The organism is Desulfosarcina alkanivorans (genome assembly GCF_009688945.1).
GTDB lineage: Bacteria > Desulfobacterota > Desulfobacteria > Desulfobacterales > Desulfosarcinaceae > Desulfosarcina > Desulfosarcina alkanivorans.
Genome location: NZ_AP021874.1, coordinates 617299 through 639821, shown reverse-complemented (window position 1 = coordinate 639821; position 22523 = coordinate 617299). Strand labels below are relative to the sequence as shown.

The window sequence follows — 22523 nt, the reverse complement described above, 5'->3', positions numbered from 1 at the left end:
TAACGATTATCACGGGAGTTTTTATCATGCTGGTGCTTCATAGTATGTCGCCGACGACAACGCAGTCAAAAAATTTGGTCTCAGGCAGGGCATTACCATCATCTCAAACCAACGAAAGGCCATTCAACAGCCGGTCCGTGGAGATGAAGATGTCCGCATCCGATTTCGTGTCGGGCGCCTGGGATTATTTTTCCAATGCCAATGCCGGAACACCGGGATTCCAATTGCCCTCACAGCCGGTGGACCTGTCCCACTTTGCCCGTCCGGGCAGCGGACATCTGAATGTCACCTGGCTGGGTCACTCATCCCTGATGGTCAATATCGACGGGTACCGGGTGCTGACCGATCCGGTGTTTGAAAAACGGGTCTCGGTGATCGGTCCGTCGCGATTCAATGGCGCCGTCCCGCTGGACATCCACCGGGTGTCAACCGTGGATGCGGTCATTATATCCCATGACCACTACGACCATCTCAACAAATATTCCGTGCAGCAATTAACGGGCAGGACGAATCGATTCATCGTTCCGTTGCGAGTGGGCGCCCGGCTGGTCAAATGGGGCGTACCGGAAGAAAAAATCGTCGAACTCGACTGGTGGAAAACATACTCCATCGATGAGGCCCTCACGATTACGGCAACGCCGGCCCAGCATTTTTCAGGGCGCGGGCTGACCGACCGCAACCGGACGCTCTGGGTCTCCTGGGTGGTGAGAACGCCTTATCACAACCTCTTTTACAGCGGCGACTCCGGCTATTTCGACGGTTTCAAACAAATCGGCAGAAAATACGCTCCCTTTGACATGACCTTCATCGAATGCGGGGCGTACAACCGGTCGTGGTCGCAGGTGCACATGTTTCCCGAGCAGACCGTCCTGGCCCATCTGGACCTGGGCGGCAGCATCCTGCACCCCATCCACTGGGGCACCTTCAACCTGGCCCTGCACCCCTGGTACGAACCCATGGAACGCGTAACCGCCGCCGCAGACGCCATGAATGTCAGCATCGCGACGCCGGTAGTCGGTGAAACCACCATTTACAACAGCGCCATTCCCGCCGCCAGATGGTGGCGGCAGGCAATGGCGGCGCAGATGGACTGGATTTCAGAGAATTAAGGAGTATTTTACATGCCAGGGCATTTGTGGGACATCAACAATATCGCCGGCCAGCAGGTCAGAATCGCAATCTGAAAAAGGGCATTCGGCGGCCGATTCGACCCTGTACGAATCCCGCGATACAGATGAACGTGCAATGGAGCCGGGCCCGGCATCAGTCGCTTTACAGGAGAAACGCAATGCGTTCAAAACGTGTCATCATCACCGGCGCCACCGGAATGGTCGGTGGATGCGCCCTTCGTATGTGTCTGGAAAATTCGGTGGTTGCAAGGGTGACGGTCATCGGACGCCGGACTGTCGGTATCCAGCACCCCAGGCTTCACGAACTGTTCCATGAAGACTTCATGGATTTTGCCGCCATTGCCGCTGCGTTCATCGGTCAGGATGCGGCCTTCTATTGTCTGGGTGCTTACACCGGTGCGGTCCCCGACGAAACGTTCCGTCGGATCACGGTCGACTATACGCTGGCGTTTGCCTCGGAACTGTATCGACAAAGCCCCCGGGCCGCCTTCTGTTTTCTCAGCGGGCAGGGGGCCGACCCGGCCGAGCGAAGCCGGGTGGCCTTTGCACGCTACAAGGGAATGGCCGAAAACGGGCTGCTGGCCGTCGGATTTCCACGCGTACACATCTTCCGGCCCGGATACATCTACCCCGTCACCCCGCGCCGGGAACCCAATCTCATGTATGCCGCCAGCCGTATGCTTTACCCGGTGCTGCGGCACATCTATCCCAATATCGGCATCCCCTCCGAGGATCTGGCAGCCGCCATTGTGCATGCCGGACTGCACGGAACCGCTGTGCATGACACGCCCATTTTAGAAAACAGAGACATCCGGGCCATGGTGGATGGTTGTCTACCGGGCGCGGTCCGGACGTAAAGACATCCAGGCCCGGGGCCGGGAAATGGAAACGTCCGGGACTTACGGTTTTACCCAAATGGATTAAAAAGGAGAGTCACATGCTTTATCGAAAAATGCCCAAAAACGGAGACGAACTCTCCATTCTGGGGTTCGGCTGCATGCGCCTTCCCGTGACGAAGGCAGGACAGATTGATGAACCCCGGGCAATTCGCCAGATCCGCAGCGCCATCGATCGGGGGGTCAATTACCTGGACACGGCCTGGCCCTATCATGCCGGAGAGAGCGAGACCGTCCTCGGACGCGCCCTGGCCGACGGCTACCGCGACCGGGTCAGGGTTGCCACCAAACTGCCGTCCTGGATGATCCACAGCCGGGAGGATATGGACACATTCCTCAACGCCCAGCTGGAAAAACTCCAGACCGATCGCATCGATTATTACCTGCTTCACGCGCTGGCCGGTGCCCCCTGGGATCGGCTGAACACCCTCGGCGTGGCTGATTTCCTTGACCGGGCCAAGGCCGACGGCCGGATTGTCAATGCCGGATTTTCCTTTCACGGCAGGCTTGACGATTTCAAAAGGATCGTGGATGGCTACCCCTGGGAATTCTGCCAGATCCAGTATAATTATCTCGATGAGGAAAACCAGGCCGGCAGGCAAGGGCTGCAATACGCCGCGGCCAGGGATCTGGGGGTGGTGATCATGGAGCCGCTGCGCGGCGGCAATCTGGGGCTGCCCGCACCGCCTCCCGATGTGGACGCCGTCTGGAAACAGGCACCGGTAACGCGGACACCGGTGGAATGGGCGCTTCGCTGGGTGTGGAACCACCCCGAGGTCACCGTCGTGCTTTCCGGAATGAACGAGGAAGCCCACATCGAAGAAAATATGGCCATTGCAGCCCGGGCCCTGCCGAATTCTCTGACGGAAGATGAAATAAAACGGGTTGACGAGGCCAGCCGGAAGTACAAAACACTGATGAAAGTGGGCTGCACCGGATGCGGTTATTGCATGCCCTGCCCTTCGGATGTCTCCATTCCATCCTGTTTCGAGGTGTACAACAAGATGCATATGTTCGGCAATGCGGAAGAAGCCAAATTCATGTACGCCATACGCATGAGCGGCATCATCGGCCAAACGCCCGGATATGCCTCCCAATGCGTTCAATGCGGCGAATGCCTGGAAAAATGTCCGCAAGAGATTGAAATCCCGGACTTCCTGGAAAAGGTGGCCGACGAACTGGAGGATGCGGACCTGGAAAACCGAGTCCGGATGGGGAAAAAGATGCTCAATATGGATTGAAGGACGCAGCCGGCGTCATCGGCATGCGATGCCGGACGCTCATCGTTCGACAGTCATGGTGATGTGGTTCGGCCCCCTGTAAAGGGGGCTTGAACCAACTGCCCGCTGCAGGCGGACGGTGATTTAAGGAAAAACCTGAGATGTCCGGCAATCCGGACGTTACGAATTATCGACACCCGATTCATTGTATTTCATCATTATTACAACATATCATTCCCGCCTGAAAAGTTCCCCTTCAGCGACAGAGATCAAATTCGTGCATTCACATAAATGTTAAGACGTTGGACCTGAATTGATCGTTTGGCGCAATTCCTGCGTTGTTATTTTTCAGTGCTTTAGTCTGATCCTGACCGATTGTCCCTTATTCTATAGTGACACGCGCTTTCCTGCCCGTGTCGGATGCGACACGCAAATTCTTCTGCCTTCAACCCTGAAAAGCACCGTTTTTTCAGCAGTCGATACCACCCGCCCGACAACGCCACGGAGGACAGGGCCATGAGAACACCATCCGAGGAAGGCTATACGCAAAAAAACCATCAAAAAGAACGTATCGGCAAAAAAGGGTTTAAAAAGAGAGCAAAAAACAATTCTGTAGTATTTCTCAAGGATTTTATTGCCCGGGAAGGGATGTCACTCAGCGATCGACTATGGGCCCAGATAGAAAAAACCATAGAGACCAACTGAAGAAAATGGAAAACCCAATGAAAGTGGCCTTTCATGCGAGTACTGAGGTCTCGGATGCTGTTTCCATTATGAGTTCCATAATCCCGGCAGCCATCCGTCGAAACGCCCGGCGCAGGAGTCGGCATGAATGAAAATGAAAAAATCATACGCCGAAACCCGGATATTGAACTGCTTGGACAAAAGTTAAGTTATCCCCGGCGGTGGCAGGGGGTGTTCGTGGTTCTGATCCTGAGTGCGGCGTTTATTGTGATTTCATACATTGTGCTTGTGGAATCGCGTCCGGAAAACCTGAAGACGCTGGGGCTTTTCACGGGAAATATCCAGATCGGAACGGATTCCATCGTAAAACGGAATAAATTTTGTTTTGGATTCTGGACCCCCTCGGTCAGCACCAAAGCGGGTATGGCGCCCTACCTTCAGCGGTTTCCCAATAAAAAAGAGAAATATGCGTGGCAGATCCATAATGAAAAAGAGAATAACATTTCAGAAAAAAATAAATTATTTGGAGAGCTTATCATGGAGCGTCGAAACATTTCCGGATTCCGGCGTCATCCGGCGGTAGGGAAAAGCTCATCGGCGTTAAAAGAAGGATGGTGGTGGGTTATCGGCGTCGAAGGCGCCTATTCGGCCGAGTTTTTCACCTGGTTTGCCGACCTGTATAAAAGCCACTGGGGATTGAAAAAAAATGAAACCATCTATGTCGAAGTCTCGGCGATTGATCTTAAAAAATGACAGAACAAAGCGGCATTGGACGAACCGGCCGGACCGGTTCCGCCTCCCCTCGCCGCACCGATCAGCCCGCCCCTTTTACACACTGTAAAACATGCTGACAAAAAGCCCAGCCCGCCATGCCCCCCCGCAGATTTAACAAAGGTTGTATCCTATAGTAATTTTATACATTTTATTCTCCCCCCCCATCTTTTCCACGATGGCACACCCATTGCTCACGTAAAGGCTGACCGCCCCGGTGCGCCCGACTGGGCGCTCAACTGGTGTTGGGCGCGATGACAACGCACATGCCCGTGTTTGCCCAAAAGGAGGAGGAATGTCACATCAGACCGCAGTGGAGCACGGATACGACCCGATGCTCATGGATGAAGTGGGGGATCGGAACTGGACCTGGAAAAGCCAGCCGGGATATAAGCCCGTCATGTTGATTCTGGCCGCACTGGTGTTCACCGCCCTGGTCCTGCTGCCGCCGCCCCATGGCATGATCGACATGGTCAAACGGGAAAATCCCAACGGGTATACCCTCGCCCGTGGCTGCAAAACCATCGCCGATACGGTGAATAAAAAGCTGCACCCGGCTGCCTTTCAGGCGGCACAGGACGGGACGGAGCCCACCCAGGCCGACGCCCACGGCCAGGTCTCCCCCCTGCTGACCGACTATGAGGTCGCCCAGATGGCCAAAATCACGGTCTGCATCCTGTTCCTGGCGGCGTTTCTGTGGGGGACGGAGTCCCTCCCGCTGGGAGCGACCGACATCATGGTTGGCGTCATGCTCTACCTGTTCGCCATCCTGCCGGTCAATGAAATCTCCAAGGCGTACATGAAGGATGCCGTATTTTTCATTTTCGGCATTCTCGCCGTGGCCGTGGGGGTGGCCAAAACAGGGCTTGACAAGCGCATCGGCCTGATCCTGCTCAGCCGGATAAAAAGCACCAAAGCCTTCGCATTTGTTTTTTTGCCCATGCTGGCGATGAGTGCCGGGTTTCTGTCCGAGCATGCCCTGGTGGCCCTGCTGATTCCCGTACTGATGGGTGTTTACAAGGTTACCTGCAAGATGTACGGTGTCAAGAAAGACCGCGCCCTGGCCATTTTCCTGCTGCTGGGGGTCTGTTTTGCCGCCAACCACGGCGGTCCCGGCTCACCGGCGGCCGGCGGTCGCAACGCCATCATGGTGGGCTACCTGGCGGAGTACGGCATGCCCATCAGTTTCCTGGAATGGATGAAAACCGGCATGCCTTTCGTGCCGGTCATGTCCTGGGTGATCGGGCTGTACATGTACCTGCGCTGCAAACCCAAATTCATGGTCAAGGACGTCAACCCCGCCAAGGTGGTCAAGTCCGAGGTGAAGAACATGCCGCGGTTCGGCGGACGCGAAGCCATGATGGCGGTCATCCTGGTGCTGCTGATCCTCGCGTGGATTCTGCTCGGCGAACACGCAGGACTTGGCGGCCCCACGCTGTATGCGGTCATGGCCATGTTTCTGTGCCGCATCCTTCGCTGGGAGGACATCCAGAACGGTGTGGCTTTTGACGTGGTGGGTCTGTACGCCGCCGCCTGCGCCATGGGCGTGGCCCTCAAATTCACCGGCGGCGCCCTGTGGCTGGCCAGTACATTCGTCGGCATGCTTCCCGATTTTCTCACCCACGGGGACGGCCTGGTCATCGGCGTCAGCCTGCTCACCGGCACCATGACCAACTTCATGAGCGACGGCGCCACGGTGGCGGCCCTGGGCCCCATCGTCCTGCCCATGGCCACCCTGGCCAATGTGAGTGTGTGGAAAGTGGGGCTGATCACCTCATTTTCCTCCTCTTTTGCCAATTTCCTGGTGGTCGGCACCCCCAACAACGCCATCTGCTTCGGCATGGGCAAGGACCCGGAGACCGGCGAACGCCTGCTGGATGTGATGGATTTCGTCAAATACGGGCTGCCTGTCACCATTCTGGCCTGGCTGGTGCTTTGGATCTGGGGAGTGTTGGGGTACTGGCGGTTCATCGCCTGGTAGGGGACTGCGTTCATTGCACCGCAACCGGGTCCTGGCCATGGAAGCGACATGAAACGACTGCTTTATAAAAATCTGCGACTGAAGCTGATCAGCATCACGCTGGCGGTGTCCATTGGCCCGCTGATTCTGCTGGGCATGGCCATCTACTATCAGTTCGGCAAGCTTTACGCCGAGCGAATCGAGGATCAGATCCATCACCTGTCCCGCTCTCAGAGCAACGCCGTGGAGGTCTTCCTCCGGGAGCGGACCACCATCCTGGCCATGATCGTGGCGACCCAGTCCTTCGATGAACTCAGCAATCAGGAAAACCTCAGCCGCCTGTTCTGGCAGATCAACCAGCGCGCCGATGGGCTCGGGCTGGTTGATCTGGGGGTCATCGACAACAAAGGCAACCAGCTGGCCTACTCGGGACCGTACAATCTCAAGGGGCTCAACTACTACCAGCAGCCCTGGTTCGACGAGGTCCTGCGCCAGGGGAAATTTATCAGCAACGTGTTTATGGGCTTCCGGCAGGTCCCCCACGTGATCATTGCCGTCAAAGGGGCCTGCAACAACGATTGCTGGATCCTGCGGGCAACCATCGATTCGGAAATTTTCAACCGGCTGGTGAGAAATGCCCAGGTGGGCACCAGCGGGGATGCCTATATCGTGAACCGGGAAGGCGTCTTCCAGACCAGCCCCCGGTTCGACGGGGCCATTCTCGGACCGTCGGGGATCGATACGCAGCGGTTCGGAGAGGGGACCACGGTCATTGAAATCAAACAGGCCGGTGCCGACACCCGCTACATTGGCGGCGCCTGGCTCAAGGACAATGACTGGATGCTGGTCATCAGCCAGATTGCGGGTCAGGAGCGCGGATGGCTGGTCAAGGCCCGCAATACGGAAATTCTCATTATCGCCACGGGCTGCCTGGTCATCTTCCTGGCCATCGTGCTGATTTCCCACACCCTGGTCGGCCACCTGGAAGCCACCGACCGGGAGATGAACGAACTGAACAGCCAGCTGATTCAACAGGACAAGCTGGCGGCCCTGGGCAAGATGGCCGCGGGCATCGCCCACGAAATCAACAACCCGCTGGCGGTGATCGGCGAAAAAGCCGGATGGATGGAAGACCTGCTGGCCGAAGAGGAATTCCGGCAAAGCGACAACTACAGGGAGTTTGCCGCCTCGATCACCAAGATCGAGGAGCATGTGGACCGGGCCAGAAAAATCACCCATTCCATGCTGGGATTCGCCCGCCGCATGGAGCCTCGGCTCGACGATGTGGAGGTCAACCGGGTTCTGGACCAGACCATCGACATCCTGGCCAACCATGCCCGCATCAACGACATCGAAATCCGCAAGCACTTTGCCGACCGGCTGCCGGTCATCGCCAGCGACCAGTCCCAGTTGCAGCAGGTGTTCATGAACCTGATCAACAATGCCGTCGACGCCATCGGCAGCGACGGCACCATCGACATTACCACCCAATTGAACAAGGATGTGATCAGGATTATCATTCAGGACGACGGCCCCGGTATCGACCCGGCGATCCTGAAAAAGATTTTCGATCCGTTTTTCACGACGAAGCACGACGGCAGGGGGACCGGACTGGGATTGTCCATCAGCTACAGTATCATAGAAAAACTGGGTGGCCGGATCACCGTGAAAAACAACGATGGGGCGGGGACCGAATTCATCGTCCACCTTCCGGTGGTTCTGCCCGAGAAAAAATAAGGAGAAACCGACATGTATACCTTCAGGATCCTGGTGGTGGATGATGAGACCGACTTTCTGGAAACCATCGTCAACCGGCTCAACAAGCGCAAACTGGACGCCAGGGGCGTGGCCAGCGGTGAAGCGGCCCTCGACGTTTTAAAAGAGGAGCTGTACGACGTGGTGCTGCTGGACATCAAGATGCCCGGCGGCATGGACGGCATCGAGACCCTTCGGGAAATCAAACGCATCCAGCCCCTGGTGGAAGTGCTGCTGCTGACCGGCCATGCGTCCGTCGAGACCAGCATCGAGGGGATGAAACAGGGCGCCTTCGACTACCTGCTCAAGCCCATGAAATTCGACGACCTGCTCTCCAAGATGGCCCAGGCCTTCGAGAAAAAGTCCGCCCACGACAAAAAAATCCGGGACGCCAAGATCCAGGAGCTGATCCGCTATCCCAGCCGGGTGTTCGAGAAAGAGTAGACCCGGAACCGGCGAAAGCGGGCCGCCCCCAGCGACCGCCCTTCTCTCCCTACGGTGTGGAGGTTTCACCGCCGGCAGGGTGTGGGGTGATTCCGGCTGGAAAGGAGGAACGATTATGGCAAAAAATTTTCGGGTCTGTACGAAGAGAAAAGATATCCGGTCACTATCGTTGCTGTTGTCAGGCGATTTCGATGCCTCCGCAGCCTGTGAACTGATCTGCAGGCTCGACAAGGCGGCCGGCAACTCCAGAAAAATAGCCATCGACACGGATGGCCTGCGGACCGTCAACGCCTTCGGCCTGGACGTCTTCATCCCCCGGATGAACCGCTTAAACCACCGGACTGCCGATATCGAGGTGACCGGACGATTCAGCGAGGTCTTCAAGGAATGATGACCACACCTGCCGGAAAGCCGACTCGCATTCGGCGCGGGATGCGCCTTCCCACCGAGGCCGAGGTGAAATGCAGGCCCTATTCCAGCATTCGCGGCACCGCTGATTCCAGGGGCGTCATGTTAAATGTCTCTGAAAACGGGTCCTATGTCGTCACGCGCAGGGCATTCGAACCGGGAAGTTTCCTCGTGGTCCGTACCACCCGATATCCCCATGTCCGGTTCCCGGAGGCTGCCGAGGGCGGATTTCGATCCATTTTTCTTGCGGAAGTCAAATGGCGCAAAGAAATAAAAAGCGACACCGCCAGCCGATATGGGGTCGGGTTGAAGTATCTGGACTGACGTGAAAAAAGTGCCCATCACGGCCATATGGCCGTCAGACGTGCCGTTTCTGGCACCGGGGGCAGATATGGCTGCTGCGCTGGGCCACACGAATGCGCACGATAACACTGCCGCAGCGCGGGCAGGCCGCGCCGGTGCGCCGGAAGACATTGAGTTCCTCGGCGTTGCGCCCGGTCCCGTTTCCCGGAAAATAAAAGTTGGCCCGCCCCGATCCCAGGGAAGTGCCCAGGTTCCTGAGGCCTTTTTGCAGGACATGGGGGATGGCCCGATGCAGGGCGCCGACCTCCCGTCGGGTCAGCGACCGGCTGATGCGCTGGGGGTGAATGCCGGCCTCCCAGAGGGCTTCATCGACATAAATGTTGCCCAGACCGGCCAGGAATCCCTGGTCCAGCAGCAGCGGTTTGATCTGCCGCTGCCGGGTCTGCAGCGTGCCGGCGAACCATCCGGCCGTAAAACGGCGATCCAGTGGTTCAGGACCCAGCCGGTTCAGGAGCGTCTCCGGCGACCGGGTCAGCACCATCCGTCCGAACTTGCGGGTATCCTGAAATCGCAGGCTGTGCATCGGGCCCACGTCCAGGACCACATGCTCATGCCGGTTGCGGGCGCTGTCCGCCGGCACCCAGTTCAGCCGTCCGGTCATGCGCAGGTGAACCAGCAGGGTCAGGCCCCCGGATAAAGGCAATACGATATATTTGCCCCGCCGGCGAATGGGCCGGATGGTACACCCCGTTATCTTCTCGCAAAAATCCTCCGGGGAGCGGCCGGCAATGGTTTTGGCCCAGTAGACGGACGCACGGGAAATCGGGTTGCCGGGGACTTCCTGATGATTGAGGATATCAACAATGGTCTGAACTTCGGGCAGTTCGGGCATTTCGTCTCTCTGTCGCCGGGTCATCCGGCAGCGTTCATCTTACCTTCTGCGTCGATCATCCCCCAACCGGGCGCTGCCGTTCATCGTTTCCCGTTCGGGGTCCCATTATGAAAAATCTGCATGTAAAAATGCCGGCCCACCGTGATGGTGTCGCCGGCGGACAGGGGAATTATTTTCTTTAACGCCTCAGGCGACAGCCTTGACGCCAGTGGCGGTCCGAATGGGGTCGCTTTCTTTTCTATATTCACGACGGCCAGCACCCCGTCGGGTTTTAAAAGGCGTTCAACTTCCGTTATGAATCCCCCCATCTGCCGTTTGGAAAAGACGTGTACCACCGTCGAGAGGTAGACCAGGTCTATCGATGATGAATCGATCCGGGTGGGCCGGGTGATATCGCCGGTAATGGCATCAATCTGGGTCCCTTGCGTTTCTTTTTTCAGAATGCTGATCAGGGATTCGTCCGGGTCCAGGGCAATCACCTTTCCGGATGGGCTGACGGCATGCCAGAACCGTTTGGCCATATAGCCGTTGCCGCAGCCGGCATCCAGGATGGTCTGGCCGGCCCTGATGCCCAGTGCGTCGAGGATGCGCGCATTGTCCAGCAGGCCCTCGGTGAATTTCCCCTGCCGCGGGGGCCGTTTTGGCGCCGGTTTACCGCCGTTGGTCATTACCATCTCCCCTGCCGTCCGTGCCCGCAGCAAAACTGCCGGTGATGAAGTCCCCTGTTGAATTGCGGCCCGGCCGCCTGACGCTTATTCCCGGACAACGACATCCGCCGTCGGGTCAAATGGATTGGTGCGCACGGCCAGGGAGAAAAGATACCCGTACCGTTTTTTCAGATGGCGCATGTAGTGCAGCCATTCAACGATCAACAGGCCATAGATGCGAACCATGTCATTTTCCAGATGCTTTCGGTCGGATGCGGGCAATCCGACCAGATCGGGACGGTTCAACAGTTCGTCGCGAAGGTGAAAGACGGCGCGCAGCAGCTCGGTAAAGTTCCCATCTTCCTGGACCACGGGATTTTCGATCAGCCGCAACAGCAGGTCGCCTTTTTTTTCCAGACCGTCCCGCAGTGTACCCAAATCACACCTGCTCAGGTCGATGACCAGCGGCTGCTGCTGAATTGCCCGTTGGGCCCGCTCAAAATCGCCGTCGTGCCATTTTTGCGAAATATGGAGGATGTCCTGCAGGATTTTGGTTTCCGGGTCCAGGCGGTTGAACCGCTTCAGCAGCTCGCTGCCCATTTCACTGAAGAACAGTCCGGTCACCATATTGCGTTTCTGTCGCCTGAATGCCTCTTCCCGCCGGTTGACAAACAGGTCGGTAATGCTGGCGATCACGCCCAGAAAGGTGCCCACGCCCCCCACGATGAGAATCAGCGCCAGAAGTTTCCCCACATCGCTCTGGGGGTGGATGTCCCCGTAACCCACCGTGGCCATGGTTACAATGGAAAAATAGATCGCGTCCGTCAGCGAAAACCGTTCGACGAGCATGAAGCCGGCGATACCGAGGGAAAGAAGGCCGATGAAAACGGTCAGGTAGATGTTGAGGCGGATCCTGTTGTTTTCTGTCATATCTGGCTGTCCGGATGTCTGAAAAGGGCGTGGCGGTTGTCGCTCCCCTGGTGCCGCTTCGGCATCGGATCTTATTTTATCACATGGCTTGCCTTCCATCCACAGATACAGTATGAAAGCCGGCTTTTAAATTCAAAGGTGCACCATGGACATTTCGTCAACACATGTGACACATGGATTCAAGACCGCGCTGGCAGCCCTGCTGGCCTATGGGATAACGACGGTCCTGGCGCTTGAATTCGGATACTGGGCGGTCATCTCCACCGTCATCGTGATGCAGGTTTATGTGGCCGATTCAGTGGAAATGTGTCTGTACCGGTTCACCGGCACCCTTATCGGAGCCATGCTGGGTGTCCTGGTGATCCTGGTGATTCCCAAAACGCCGGTTTTTGTCGGCATCGCTCTATTCGTGACCATCGGCATATGCAGTTTTCTCACACGCTATAAAACGCGTTACCGGATGGCCGGCATCACGGTTGTCATTGTGGTCATGACGGGGCTGGAGACCCAGGATGTATTTATTTTCGGACTATCACGGGTGTTGGAAATCGGCATCGGCATTCTGTGTGCCTTTTCCGTCTCGGTATTGATTTTCCCGAAAAGAAAAGTGGATGTGCTCAGGATCAAACTGGTAACCCAGGCCAAAACGTGTGCGCATCAATGCGGCGTACTGGTGGAGGCCTTTGTTTCCAGGCAGCAGCAGGTTGGCGAATCCGCGGTAACGGAACTGGTCAACGATGTCTGGAACAACCATGCCCTGCTGCAGAAAACCCGGCGGCATGAATCGCTGATCTACCATAAGAAATTCAGGGAAAATTTTGCCCTGAAAGTCTCCGTCATCAGCCGGTCGGTCGAGCATCTGCGCAATATGGTCCGTGCATTGAACGCCCTTGACGATCACGGGTATGACATCATCATGTCCCCGGAGCTGAAAAAACTGGCCCGGAAAAGCGGGAATGCCCTTGTTCTGCTGGCAAAAAACGATCCCCTGAGCGGAAAAAAGGACCTCCAGCGCGCCATTTCGGAACTGGATGCCAGGCTTCTCAATCTTCGAAAAGAAGGGTTGGTACGCAGGTTCGACTCAAAAAAGCTCGTTCAGGTATTTTCATTTTACAGCAGCCTGCGTTATTTCGCCGAGGATATTCTCGGCGCCATAAACGAACCCTGCTGGGTCTGATCCGGCTGCCGGAACCCGCTGAACGGGCCGGATCCGGATCAGCGGAAAACGGAAAAAAAAGGAGTTGGCATGAAGCCTGTCGTGGTGTTTTTCTCGATCCTGTTTTTCTGGGCGGCAGCGGCCGGGGCGGTGGACCGCGATGAAAAGCTGTCGCTCCTGGAGTCCGCCGTCGCCGGCGATACAGAGGCGCAGTTCAGGCTGGCCCAGGTCTACAAAGACGAGGCCGAAGCCGAAGATCTTTTTGAACCCGACATGCGGATCCTGGAAAAGGCGGTCCATTGGTATGAGCAGGCGGCGAGTAACGGGCACCGGCCATCCGCGCTTGCTCTGCTGGACATCTATGATGGTTTCTATGGGGAGGAAAAGGCGTCGTGGCCGGAAAAATGGGTGCTGCTCGCCCAGAAAATGGCCGCGGCCGGAGATCGGATCGCACAATTCAAACTGGCCGGCCACTATGAAAGGCAACGAAACAGTGAAGGCGCCGACCTCAGGCAATGCATCGCCCGGGCATCCGACTGGTACACCCGGCTGCTGCAGGGGCTGCCCCCGGATCAGGCCGTTGTCTTCCAACCCTATGAAATTGGCTTGAAGGCGATCACCCGGAAGGACATTGAAACCCGGCTGGCCCGGATCAACGCCCTCGATCCGCAGATCGAAGAGAAAAAGAAAAAATTGGCGCTTCTTTATGCAAGCGCCGTTGAAAGTGGCCGACTGACCGACTTGATCCAACTGGGTGACCGGTGCGCCCGCGAAAACAGCACCGACCAGGAGGTGGATATGGCCATCGCGTCTTATCGCCGTGCGGCCGAGCGCAACAGCGTGGAGGCACAGATCAAGCTTGCCCGATTACGCTACCGGCTGGCACGGGATCCGCATGACTATCAGGAGGCCTATTTCTGGGCCATGGCGGCGGCCATGGGCAACGAGCCGACGGCACCGGAACTTCTGGCCCGAATTGCTGAAAATCTGCCGGCGGAGCAATTGCCGGCGATGGAGGCGGAGGCGACGGAGGCGATCACCAGGCTGCAGCGGCAATAAACGGTCTGACCACCAAGGATTTCCGCCATGCCGACAAACGGTTCATTCCGCCGGTACCGGCATTCAGGCGGGAAAAAATCGGGAGAACGGTGACGGGATTTATGATCGGGAAAAATACCGGCTGGATCGATCCGGACCGGTATCACCGGCGCCATCCCCCCCTTGCGAGTTCCGCCATGCTGAGTCCGAGCAGGAGCAGAACGATCGCCCCCAGAAAAAGCACCCCGCGCATGGGCAGTGACACAGCGCCGGATACGAGCCAAAAACCCAGCACCAGGCCGCCGCAAAGGTTGATGGCCACCGCTCCGGCAAGCCCCAGGCCGTTGCCGTTTCCTGCCCCATGGCGCCGCTCGATCAGGAGGGCAATGCCGATTCCGAACAAAACCCCGCCCAGCAGGCTGGGATAAAATCGGCCGGGCGCCGGCGGAACCCCCAGCAGCGCGACCAGCCGGTCGGGAAAGGCCATCAGCACCACCCCCAGGATCAGGTTGATCGCCGCGTCGACGGCAAGCAATGTGACTCTGCGCATGGTATCACCTCCGACACCCTATGGGGACGGCCACGGTGGACGGCGTCCGCTGAACAACAACCGGTGAGTGCGACCATCCTGCCAGCGCCTGCGCGGGTTGTCTCTTAATAGCCCCTCACCGTCCAGCAGACCGTCCTGCGAAGGCCATGGCGCCTTAGGGGGGCTTGTGGACGCGCGGTCGCGCTCCCGCACGGGGTTCCTGGCAGGCCCGAACGCCTCCAAAGTAAACACCGCCCCTTGATTTCCCGAGGATATTTGCCGTATAAACCCCTTTGTCCCTTGCCCGGCAATCGAATCCGATTCCGAGCCGGGCCGAATCAACCAACCATTTACCAATAGAACGGGGAAAGTTCATGTCCAAAACAACCATACTGACCGGCATCACCACCACCGGCACACCGCACCTGGGAAATTATGTGGGCGCCATCCGGCCGGCCATCGAGGCCAGCCGGGACAGGCAAGTCAGAAGCTTTTATTTCCTGGCCGATTACCACAGCCTGATCAAATGCCACGACCCGGAACGGGTCAACCAGAGCAGCCTGGAAGTGGCGGCCGCCTGGATCGCCCTGGGTCTGGATACGGACAACGCCATCTTTTACCGGCAGAGCGACATCCCCGAAATCCCCGAATTGACATGGATTCTGACCTGTATGACCGCCAAGGGGCTGATGAACCGGGCCCACGCCTACAAGGCCGTCGTCGCTGAGAATGAAACCGCGGGCACACGGGACCCGGACAAAGGGGTCACCATGGGCCTGTTCAGTTATCCCATCCTCATGGCGGCTGACATCCTGATGTTTAAAGCGACCAAGGTACCGGTGGGCCGCGACCAGATCCAGCACCTTGAAATGGCCAGGGACATCGCCCTGCGTTTCAACCATCACTTCGGAGAACTGCTTGTCCCGCCCGAGGCGGTGGTTGACGATAATACAGCGGTGCTGACCGGTCTGGACGGCCGAAAAATGAGCAAGAGCTACAACAATACCATTCCCCTGTTCCTCCCCGAAAAAAAACTGCGCAAGCTGATCATGAAAATCAAGACCGACACCTCGCCGCCGGAAGCCCCGAAGGATACGGACACCAGCAGCCTGTTCGGCATCTACCGGGCCTTTGCCGATGATAACGCCACAGCGGCCATGCGCCGCCGCTACGCCGAAGGGATATCGTGGGGTGAAATGAAACAGATTCTTTTTGAAACCGTCAACGCGGTTTTGGAAGCACCCCGCCGACAATACGAAAAACTGATCGCTGACCCGGCGTACATCGAGTCGGTCCTTCAAAAGGGAGCCCGGCGGGCCAGGGAACACAGCGTCCCTTTCCTGTCCGATATACGCAAGGCCGCGGGGATCCGGCCCATCGGGGGATGAGAACAGGACCTCGCTGCAGGCCCGTCATGGGATACGAAGGACTGAACTGACGGTCAGTCCTTCTTCCTTTGTGAAGCGACGCCGAAATGGTACCGCTTCTCTGTAGCCACTCCCCACTGATTTTTTGGAACCAGCGGGGCGTGTGGGGGGCTGCGTCAACGATGCCGGTTTACAGGGTTATCAGCGCCTGGTCACTTTTCAGGATGTCAGTCAGCGGAATGCCCCAATACTTGACCTCGATGTTGAGCTTTTCCAGCCTTTCCGTTACCCCCAGTTGATCCGCGCAAGCCTTGCAGGCCGATACATGAACGCCTGCGTCCAGGGCATCGGCCACCATTTTCTGAACGGTTTCATCCTCACCCACCAATTTCGCGGGGGCGCCCCAGATGATCAGGGTGACGGCTTCCCACCACCCGTGAACCAGGGAGTTGACCGTGTACATGAACACCATTTTTTCTGCGGTAATGGGATTGTCGGTGGTCCACAGGACGTACAGATGTGTTTTTTGGCTCACTGGTGATCTCGCTTTCCATTGGGAGTTGACGGCCGGTAATGATTATCGGGTGTCGGTCGTGCCGTGCCTGCCACACCGGCAGGCGTCCGTCGAGGCCATGATTGACAAGAAAACGGTACTTCCGCCGGAGGCAATCAGTCCAGATCCAACGCTGCGCTGCAACGATTGCACCGTACTGCGCCCCGGAAAACCGTATGCCCGCAGTCGGGACACACGTAGCGGGCCTTTTCATCGCGCACCCATTTCTCCGTTCCGACTTTCCGCCGGTGAGGGACCGCCCGTAAAATGACTTTTTTTCCGATCGCCATGGGAAAATTTTCAACGTGCGGACAGGGAAAGTCATCGCATTGATGGCATCCCGTGTAGCCCCTGGCCTGCGTGCAGTCCCTGATCGCACACTGCTCACAGTGCATAAACCGGTCATCCGACAGGCAGCCTCGGCATCGGATGCCATCCACGGTAAGCGTTTCACTGTTGGGCAGCACCCCTTTGCCGGCAACGCCGCCCTTGTATAGGCCCACCAGGCGCTGCTTCAATTTTGCATTATTGTCGCGATGGGCAATATGAATGGCGCAGACGCCGCAGTACAACCCGCATGGGGAAACCAGATCCGCATCCATGGTATTCATTCCAATCCCTCCTTATGGTGTCGTTTTCATAGTTCTTTGGTCTCCGTCCATCAGGATTTTCTCCCGACGGGACGGCCCTGTCAACCGAAGGCCATATCAATGGATCGACGACCTCTTTTTTTGATTTCGGCCACCGGGCGCCAGACAGGTCATTGATGCGGCCATTCACCCTGGCATATTCATCGGCGTAGGCCCGGTCCGGCCCGTTCTGGATGCGGGTCATGATTCGGGGATTCATGGGGACCACCCAGGCAAGGGCAAGGGGAAAGCCTTTTGCTGTGCAATCCAGCGGGGTGGAAAAATATCGCAGTCCGGCGGCACCCCACCGGGGAATTCCCTGAAGTGCCATCCACCCGGTCAGCCAGGCGGGCATCGGGGTCAGGGGGATCGACAAGGCAGGTCTCCTTTCGCAGGGGTCAGGATGGTGAGGATCACTCCGGGTCATCGTCGCACCGTCATTCAGCCGTCATGCGCCAGGGTGATGATCACATTTCCCCGCTTGTGCCCGGTGTCGACGTAGCGGTGCGCGTCCACGATCTGCTCGAACGGATAACGCCGGTCAACCACCGGTTTATATTTTCCCGCCTCAGCCAGCCGGGCGAGGACGAGCAGGTCCGCCCGGCGCCCGGATGCCGGCCCGGCGATGATTTTTTTGCCGCTGGTCATCGACACCCAGGGGATTCGAAGCATGTCCGGCAGACGTCCGAGAACCAGAAGAAGGCGGCCATGTTCCCGCAACAGCCCCCTGGCCCGGGGAAACGGCAGCGTGCCGGCGGTATCCATAATGACGTCATAGGTTTCGTCGCGCTGGGTGATATCCGCCCGGGTGTAATCGATCACCCGATGGGCCCCCAGCGATTTCACCAGCGCCAGGTTCGCGGTACTGCACACCCCGGTTACGCGGGCGCCAAAATACCTGGCCAGCTGCACCGCGGCGGTGCCCACCCCTCCGGAAGCGCCATTGACGAGCACCGTTTCGCCGCTTTGGAGTTTTCCTCTTTTAAAGAAATCCAACGCCGTGGTGCCGCCAAAAGACAGAGCGGCGGCTTCATCGAAGCTCAGCGTGGCGGGTTTTGGCGCCACCGCCCCGTCTTCAGGCATGCATTTGTACTCGGCATGACAGCCCATACCGGCATCGCTGAAGGCAAAAACCGGATCACCGGCTTTGAATTGGCTTACCCTTTTGCCGACTGATTCAACGACACCGGCAAGCTCCGTTCCAAGAACGGGGTTCCTCGGTCCGGATACGCCAAAGACCAAACGCGAGATGAACCCGAAGCCGACAGGGACATCGAGACTGCGCGCCCGCCAGTCCCCTGAGGTCACCGTTGTCGCACAGGTTTTGATCAGAACCTCATGGTCCCCGGGGACCGGTTTCGCCACCTCCCTCACTTCAAGGACATCGGGCGGTCCATATCGTTCATACACAACGGCTTTCATACGTGGCCTTCAATTTCATGGAAGATGGCTTTGATCATAAAATTCTCATATGAATAAGGGACGACGCGTGAACAGTTGAACCTGAATAATTTCTGCTCCGGGAAAGCGATCTCGTTTTCCCCTGGTTGGGCTTCAAATACGATTTTCACATCTTCAATGCAGGGGCATAACGGTTGACCGGCGCCATGCTGCTTATTCCCAACGTTTAAATCGGTGGTACGGTTTTTAATGTCAACCGGATCCGTCGGTTGGACGCTGATCCTGGTCACACAATTCAGGATAGAGCTGCCTGGCACAATCCGGACATATGCTATGGCTGAACTCGGCTTCGGAATGATCGCTGATATAGGCTTCAATCTGCTGCCAATACCCCTTGTCATCCCTTATTTTTTTGCATTTGGCACAGATCGGCAGGATCCCTTGCAATCTTTTTATTTCCACCAATGCCAGTTCAAGCGCCTGGTTCAGCCTGCGCAGTTCCATCAGGTCCGCGTGACGGGCCATGGCGATGACGATAGCCCGTTCAAGGTCATCCTGCCGGGGAGGTTTGGTTAAAAATGCGGACACGCCCGCAGCACGGGCTTTGATAACGAAATCCGACGATTCGTATGCGGTGAGAATGACGATGGGTGTGGGGCAGCACGCCTGGATTTTCTGCGCGGCCGCGATACCGTCAAGCCTCGGCATCATTATGTCCATCAGAACAATGTCGGGGTGCACAGAGCAGGTCTTTTCATAGGCATCTTCACCGTCAACCGCCTCTATGATATTGGCATACCCCTGCATCTTCAGCCCGCGGATGATGTCCTCGCTGATAAGGTAGTCGTCCTCCGCAACAAGGATTTTAATGGTTTTATCGATGGGCATAGGGCATCCTTTTATTTTCCGATCGTGTCAAATCCTATTTCAATAACAGCGCCGTTTTCATTTTTGAACGAAATGGTCCCGCGCAGGCTTTTTTTCACGATTCCGGTTACAAGCTCAAAACCAATACTTGCGCCGGCATAGTTTCCCTTAATGATATTTTCGGGATACCCCGGGCCATTGTCCCGGAAAGTCAGAAAGACCTTGCCGGCGTCATCTTTAATATCAACATCGATACGGGACCGGTTTCCTTTACGGATGGCATATTTTAGGGTATTTGTCGTCAGCTCATTGATCACCATACTCAGATGGTGGGCCTGGTTGCTGTCGACCAGCACGTCCGACGCTGAAACAGATAGTTTTATGGCTGCGGTATTCGAGTCAATATTCCCTTTAATGATCTGTCTGCAAAGCTGGCTCAAAAACAACGGCTGCCAGTTACTTGCTGAAAACATACTGTGAACCGTAAGCAGCCCTCTGATACGCCCCTCCAGATCGTGCAGGAGAGAGAGCGGGGCGGTCTGGCCCTTGAGTTTTGCAAGGTCCTCCTCCTTGTGCAGCATACTGATGATCACGGCCAGATTATTCTTGACACGATGATTGACCTCCCGCAGCAGCACCTCTTGGGTTTCGGCATATTCCTGCAGTTTCACCTCTCCCTGCTTACGCTCGGTGATATCCTCGGCCACGTAACTGAACCGTGTGCGTCCATTGCGGCCCGGGCCGATTGTCGAGACTGTTGCCGACAGCCAGAGCGGGCCGTCCGGCGCGGGATGGATGTATTCGAAGCGCACCGGTTTGCCCTCGTTCTGGCTCTGGCGGTAGTGTACCAACCACTCGCTGATTGCTTCTGAAGGCGCCCCTAACTCATCGGCAGCTATTTCTCCAGCACCTTGGGATTCAACATTAAAAAACCGGGCGGTTGCCGGATTGTCGTAGATATGAACGATTTTGTCATCCGCGGTTAATTCGACGATTCCCATCAGCATCGGAGAGCTTTCAAAGATGCTGCGGAGCGTGGCCTCGCTTTTCTTCAATGCCTCATTGGTTCGTTTTTGTTCGGTGACATCCTGTATGGTTCCCATAATTCGGACAAGGTTGTCATGGTCATCGAAAACGCCGCGAAAAATCGAGACGTAATAGCCGATGCTGCCATCAGGGCGGAGGAACCGCTGTTCAAACGACCCCTGCTCGCGGTTCTCTGTCACTCTTTTGATAATTTCCTGGTCACGTTCATGGTCGCCTGGCCAGGGAGACAGTGCCATAATCGAATCTATTTGTGGTTTGAATGTTTCAGGGTCAAGCCGGAAAATTCGGTAAGTTTCATCCGACCATTCGCAATCGCCGGTCTTGACATCCAATTTCCAATGGCCAAGCTTAGCCATTTTCTGCGCTTCTTTCAGTCGAGCCTCGCTGTTTCGCAGTCGGTTTTCAATATTTTTTCTCTCCGTGATATCAACAATCACACCGTCGAGCCAGCGGGGATTGTCCCCCTCATCGTAACTGGCCCGCCCCTTCTCGAAAACCCACCGGACATCGCCTGAGGCATGCCGGATCCGGTATTCACTTTCGTAATGGCTTCGATTCGATACCCCTTCCTCGACAAGACGGCCCACCTCCTGCAGGTCTTCATCCAGGATCAGGTCGCCGAAATTGATCTCGTTCGTCTCTGTAAACTGACTGGGGGAATAGCCGGTAAGTTCAAGAACCGACTCGCTGACATACTCCAGCCGCCAGGGGTTTTTGAGTTCAGAGCGATAAACGCAACCGGGAAGGTTTTCCACCAGCGTACGGAATCGGTCTTCACTTTTCTGCAGCTTACGAAACGCCTGGAGTGTGGTCAGGGAATCGGAAATCCGGCGACCGATTTCCCGGAATAATGTCTTTTCATCCTCCGACCAGATGCGCGGGAAAGCGCACTGGTGCATCCCGAACATCCATGGTTTATCCCCCTTGGGGTACACAGCCATTGCCATAGCGGACTGGATGTGGAACTGGTCCCATCCCTCCGGAGGAAGGGGTTCTCCCTCCTGCGGGCCAAATACCGCAACACCGTCAGTTTCGAGCAACACCCGGAGGATTTCAACAACCCATGGCTGCATGGGAAAGTCCCGGTTTAAAGCCTCGGCACCCGGATATCCCGGTACGGTTCGTTCCATGGGCACCCGCCAGAAGGAAGAATCCGGGTCGCAAGGAAAAAGGAGAAATGCCCTGTCACAGTCGAATATTGACAATACGGCTTCGAGCACATCCCGCATCATTTGTTCAAGATTGATCGCGGAACTGACAACCCGGTTGATCCGTTCCAGATTGGTCAGCAGGTAAAGATGGTTTTTTTGTATCTTTTCCGAATTCTTACGGGCTGAAATATCCTCCACTAACAGAAGAAAATGGCTGGCGTCCCCTTTCCTATGCCCTGCCAGTGAAACCGTGAGATTGGTCCAGACCGGGGTTCCCTTTTTGTGGACACAGCGTTTTTCAATTGCGTAGGTCTGTATTTCTCCCTTGAGCATCTTCCGGACGTGGTCGATATCCGTTGTCAGGCCATCGGCATGGGTGACATCCTGAAGGGTGAGGTTCATCAGTTCTTCTCGTGAATAGCCCAACATATCGCATAATCGTTGGTTGACGTGAAGCCATGAACCGTCGAGCCCGACATGGCCAATGCCCACGGCATCCTGTTTCGAGGTGCCTGGAAACATTTCCTCCTTTTCATGCAGGACCGCTTCTGTCCCTTCAGGATCCGTCCCTTCCAGAACAATGCCATCCCAGAACGTATCACCGTTGGGCTGACGTTGCGGACGGGACAGGTAGTCATACCAGCGCGCTTCCCCGTTAACGATAAAACGTAATTTTTCTTTGCAGGGTTGAATCGTCTGAGCAGATATTCTGGCCGATTCGAGAAATCTTGTTTGATCATCCGGA

General features: G+C 56.6%; 22 protein-coding genes. 13 read left to right on the top strand and 9 right to left on the bottom strand.

The genetic code is table 11. The features are described 5' to 3' along the window. The first annotated feature begins 149 nt into the window (after window positions 1-149). The 10 genes from DSCA_RS02935 (at window position 150) to DSCA_RS02890 (ending at window position 9592) form a co-directional block, all read left to right on the top strand. The gene (locus tag DSCA_RS02935; protein WP_167527571.1) at window positions 150-1109 is read left to right on the top strand and encodes an MBL fold metallo-hydrolase; all 960 of its coding nucleotides are present in this window, start codon (window positions 150-152) and stop codon (window positions 1107-1109) included. 179 nt (window positions 1110-1288) lie between these two features. Continuing rightward, window positions 1289-1987 carry an NAD-dependent epimerase/dehydratase family protein gene (locus tag DSCA_RS02930; protein WP_155315003.1) on the top strand — a complete coding sequence of 233 codons (699 nt, stop codon included), beginning with the start codon at window positions 1289-1291 and terminating at the stop codon, window positions 1985-1987. Between the two features lie 80 nt (window positions 1988-2067). Beyond that, window positions 2068-3267 carry an aldo/keto reductase gene (locus tag DSCA_RS02925; protein WP_155315002.1) on the top strand — a complete coding sequence of 400 codons (1200 nt, stop codon included), beginning with the start codon at window positions 2068-2070 and terminating at the stop codon, window positions 3265-3267. Window positions 3268-3762: 495 nt separating this feature from the next. Next, window positions 3763-3951, top strand: coding sequence for a hypothetical protein (locus DSCA_RS02920; protein WP_155315001.1), 189 nt, complete (start codon window positions 3763-3765; stop codon window positions 3949-3951). A 123-nt stretch (window positions 3952-4074) separates the two neighbouring features. Beyond that, window positions 4075-4683 carry a hypothetical protein gene (locus DSCA_RS02915; protein WP_155315000.1) on the top strand — a complete coding sequence of 203 codons (609 nt, stop codon included), beginning with the start codon at window positions 4075-4077 and terminating at the stop codon, window positions 4681-4683. Between the two features lie 313 nt (window positions 4684-4996). Next, on the top strand, window positions 4997-6682 hold the full coding sequence (locus tag DSCA_RS02910) for an SLC13 family permease (RefSeq protein WP_155314999.1): 1686 nt from the start codon (window positions 4997-4999) through the stop codon (window positions 6680-6682). A 48-nt stretch (window positions 6683-6730) separates the two neighbouring features. Further along, window positions 6731-8398: a sensor histidine kinase gene (locus DSCA_RS02905; protein WP_155314998.1), complete on the top strand. Its 1668-nt coding sequence runs from the start codon at window positions 6731-6733 to the stop codon at window positions 8396-8398. Window positions 8399-8410: 12 nt separating this feature from the next. Continuing rightward, window positions 8411-8860, top strand: coding sequence for a response regulator (locus DSCA_RS02900; protein WP_155314997.1), 450 nt, complete (start codon window positions 8411-8413; stop codon window positions 8858-8860). Between the two features lie 115 nt (window positions 8861-8975). Beyond that, complete coding sequence (locus tag DSCA_RS02895) at window positions 8976-9251, top strand: hypothetical protein (RefSeq protein WP_155314996.1); 276 nt, start codon at window positions 8976-8978, stop codon at window positions 9249-9251. Continuing rightward, a complete protein-coding gene (locus DSCA_RS02890; RefSeq protein ID WP_155314995.1) occupies window positions 9248-9592 on the top strand; it encodes a hypothetical protein in 345 nt (114 codons plus the stop codon). Before DSCA_RS02895 ends, DSCA_RS02890 begins: the two co-directional genes overlap by 4 nt. 34 nt (window positions 9593-9626) lie before the next feature. Here DSCA_RS02890 and mutM read toward each other — a convergent pair whose 3' ends face one another. From mutM to DSCA_RS02875, 3 genes are all read right to left on the bottom strand, one after another. Next, entirely contained in the window at window positions 9627-10487 is an 861-nt protein-coding gene (gene mutM, locus DSCA_RS02885; protein WP_155314994.1) for a bifunctional DNA-formamidopyrimidine glycosylase/DNA-(apurinic or apyrimidinic site) lyase, read from the bottom strand. 56 nt (window positions 10488-10543) lie between these two features. Then, window positions 10544-11131 carry a class I SAM-dependent methyltransferase gene (locus tag DSCA_RS02880; RefSeq protein ID WP_155314993.1) on the bottom strand — a complete coding sequence of 196 codons (588 nt, stop codon included), beginning with the start codon at window positions 11129-11131 and terminating at the stop codon, window positions 10544-10546. 84 nt (window positions 11132-11215) lie between these two features. Further along, the gene (locus tag DSCA_RS02875; protein ID WP_167527570.1) at window positions 11216-12040 is read right to left on the bottom strand and encodes a potassium channel family protein; all 825 of its coding nucleotides are present in this window, start codon (window positions 12038-12040) and stop codon (window positions 11216-11218) included. A gap of 145 nt (window positions 12041-12185) precedes the next feature. Here DSCA_RS02875 and DSCA_RS02870 point away from each other — a divergent pair, with 145 nt between their 5' ends. Next, the gene (locus DSCA_RS02870; RefSeq protein ID WP_155314991.1) at window positions 12186-13217 is read left to right on the top strand and encodes an FUSC family protein; all 1032 of its coding nucleotides are present in this window, start codon (window positions 12186-12188) and stop codon (window positions 13215-13217) included. 69 nt (window positions 13218-13286) lie between these two features. Next, on the top strand, window positions 13287-14255 hold the full coding sequence (locus DSCA_RS02865) for an SEL1-like repeat protein (protein WP_155314990.1): 969 nt from the start codon (window positions 13287-13289) through the stop codon (window positions 14253-14255). A 142-nt stretch (window positions 14256-14397) separates the two neighbouring features. Here DSCA_RS02865 and DSCA_RS02860 read toward each other — a convergent pair whose 3' ends face one another. Further along, entirely contained in the window at window positions 14398-14784 is a 387-nt protein-coding gene (locus DSCA_RS02860) for a hypothetical protein (protein WP_155314989.1), read from the bottom strand. 353 nt (window positions 14785-15137) lie between these two features. Between DSCA_RS02860 and DSCA_RS02855 the strand changes: the two genes are divergently transcribed. Then, window positions 15138-16151: a tryptophan--tRNA ligase gene (locus DSCA_RS02855; protein WP_155314988.1), complete on the top strand. Its 1014-nt coding sequence runs from the start codon at window positions 15138-15140 to the stop codon at window positions 16149-16151. 169 nt (window positions 16152-16320) lie between these two features. Here DSCA_RS02855 and DSCA_RS02850 read toward each other — a convergent pair whose 3' ends face one another. From DSCA_RS02850 to DSCA_RS02830, 5 genes are all read right to left on the bottom strand, one after another. Next, a complete protein-coding gene (locus DSCA_RS02850) occupies window positions 16321-16665 on the bottom strand; it encodes a DsrE family protein (protein WP_155314987.1) in 345 nt (114 codons plus the stop codon). 134 nt (window positions 16666-16799) lie between these two features. Then, window positions 16800-17294: a DUF3795 domain-containing protein gene (locus DSCA_RS02845; protein ID WP_155314986.1), complete on the bottom strand. Its 495-nt coding sequence runs from the start codon at window positions 17292-17294 to the stop codon at window positions 16800-16802. A gap of 459 nt (window positions 17295-17753) precedes the next feature. Next, a complete protein-coding gene (locus DSCA_RS02840; RefSeq protein WP_155314985.1) occupies window positions 17754-18734 on the bottom strand; it encodes an NAD(P)-dependent alcohol dehydrogenase in 981 nt (326 codons plus the stop codon). 231 nt (window positions 18735-18965) lie between these two features. Then, window positions 18966-19601: an ANTAR domain-containing response regulator gene (locus DSCA_RS02835; RefSeq protein WP_155314984.1), complete on the bottom strand. Its 636-nt coding sequence runs from the start codon at window positions 19599-19601 to the stop codon at window positions 18966-18968. A gap of 11 nt (window positions 19602-19612) precedes the next feature. Further along, window positions 19613-22300: a PAS domain S-box protein gene (locus tag DSCA_RS02830; protein WP_231716584.1), complete on the bottom strand. Its 2688-nt coding sequence runs from the start codon at window positions 22298-22300 to the stop codon at window positions 19613-19615. Between the last annotated feature and the right edge of the window lie 223 nt (window positions 22301-22523).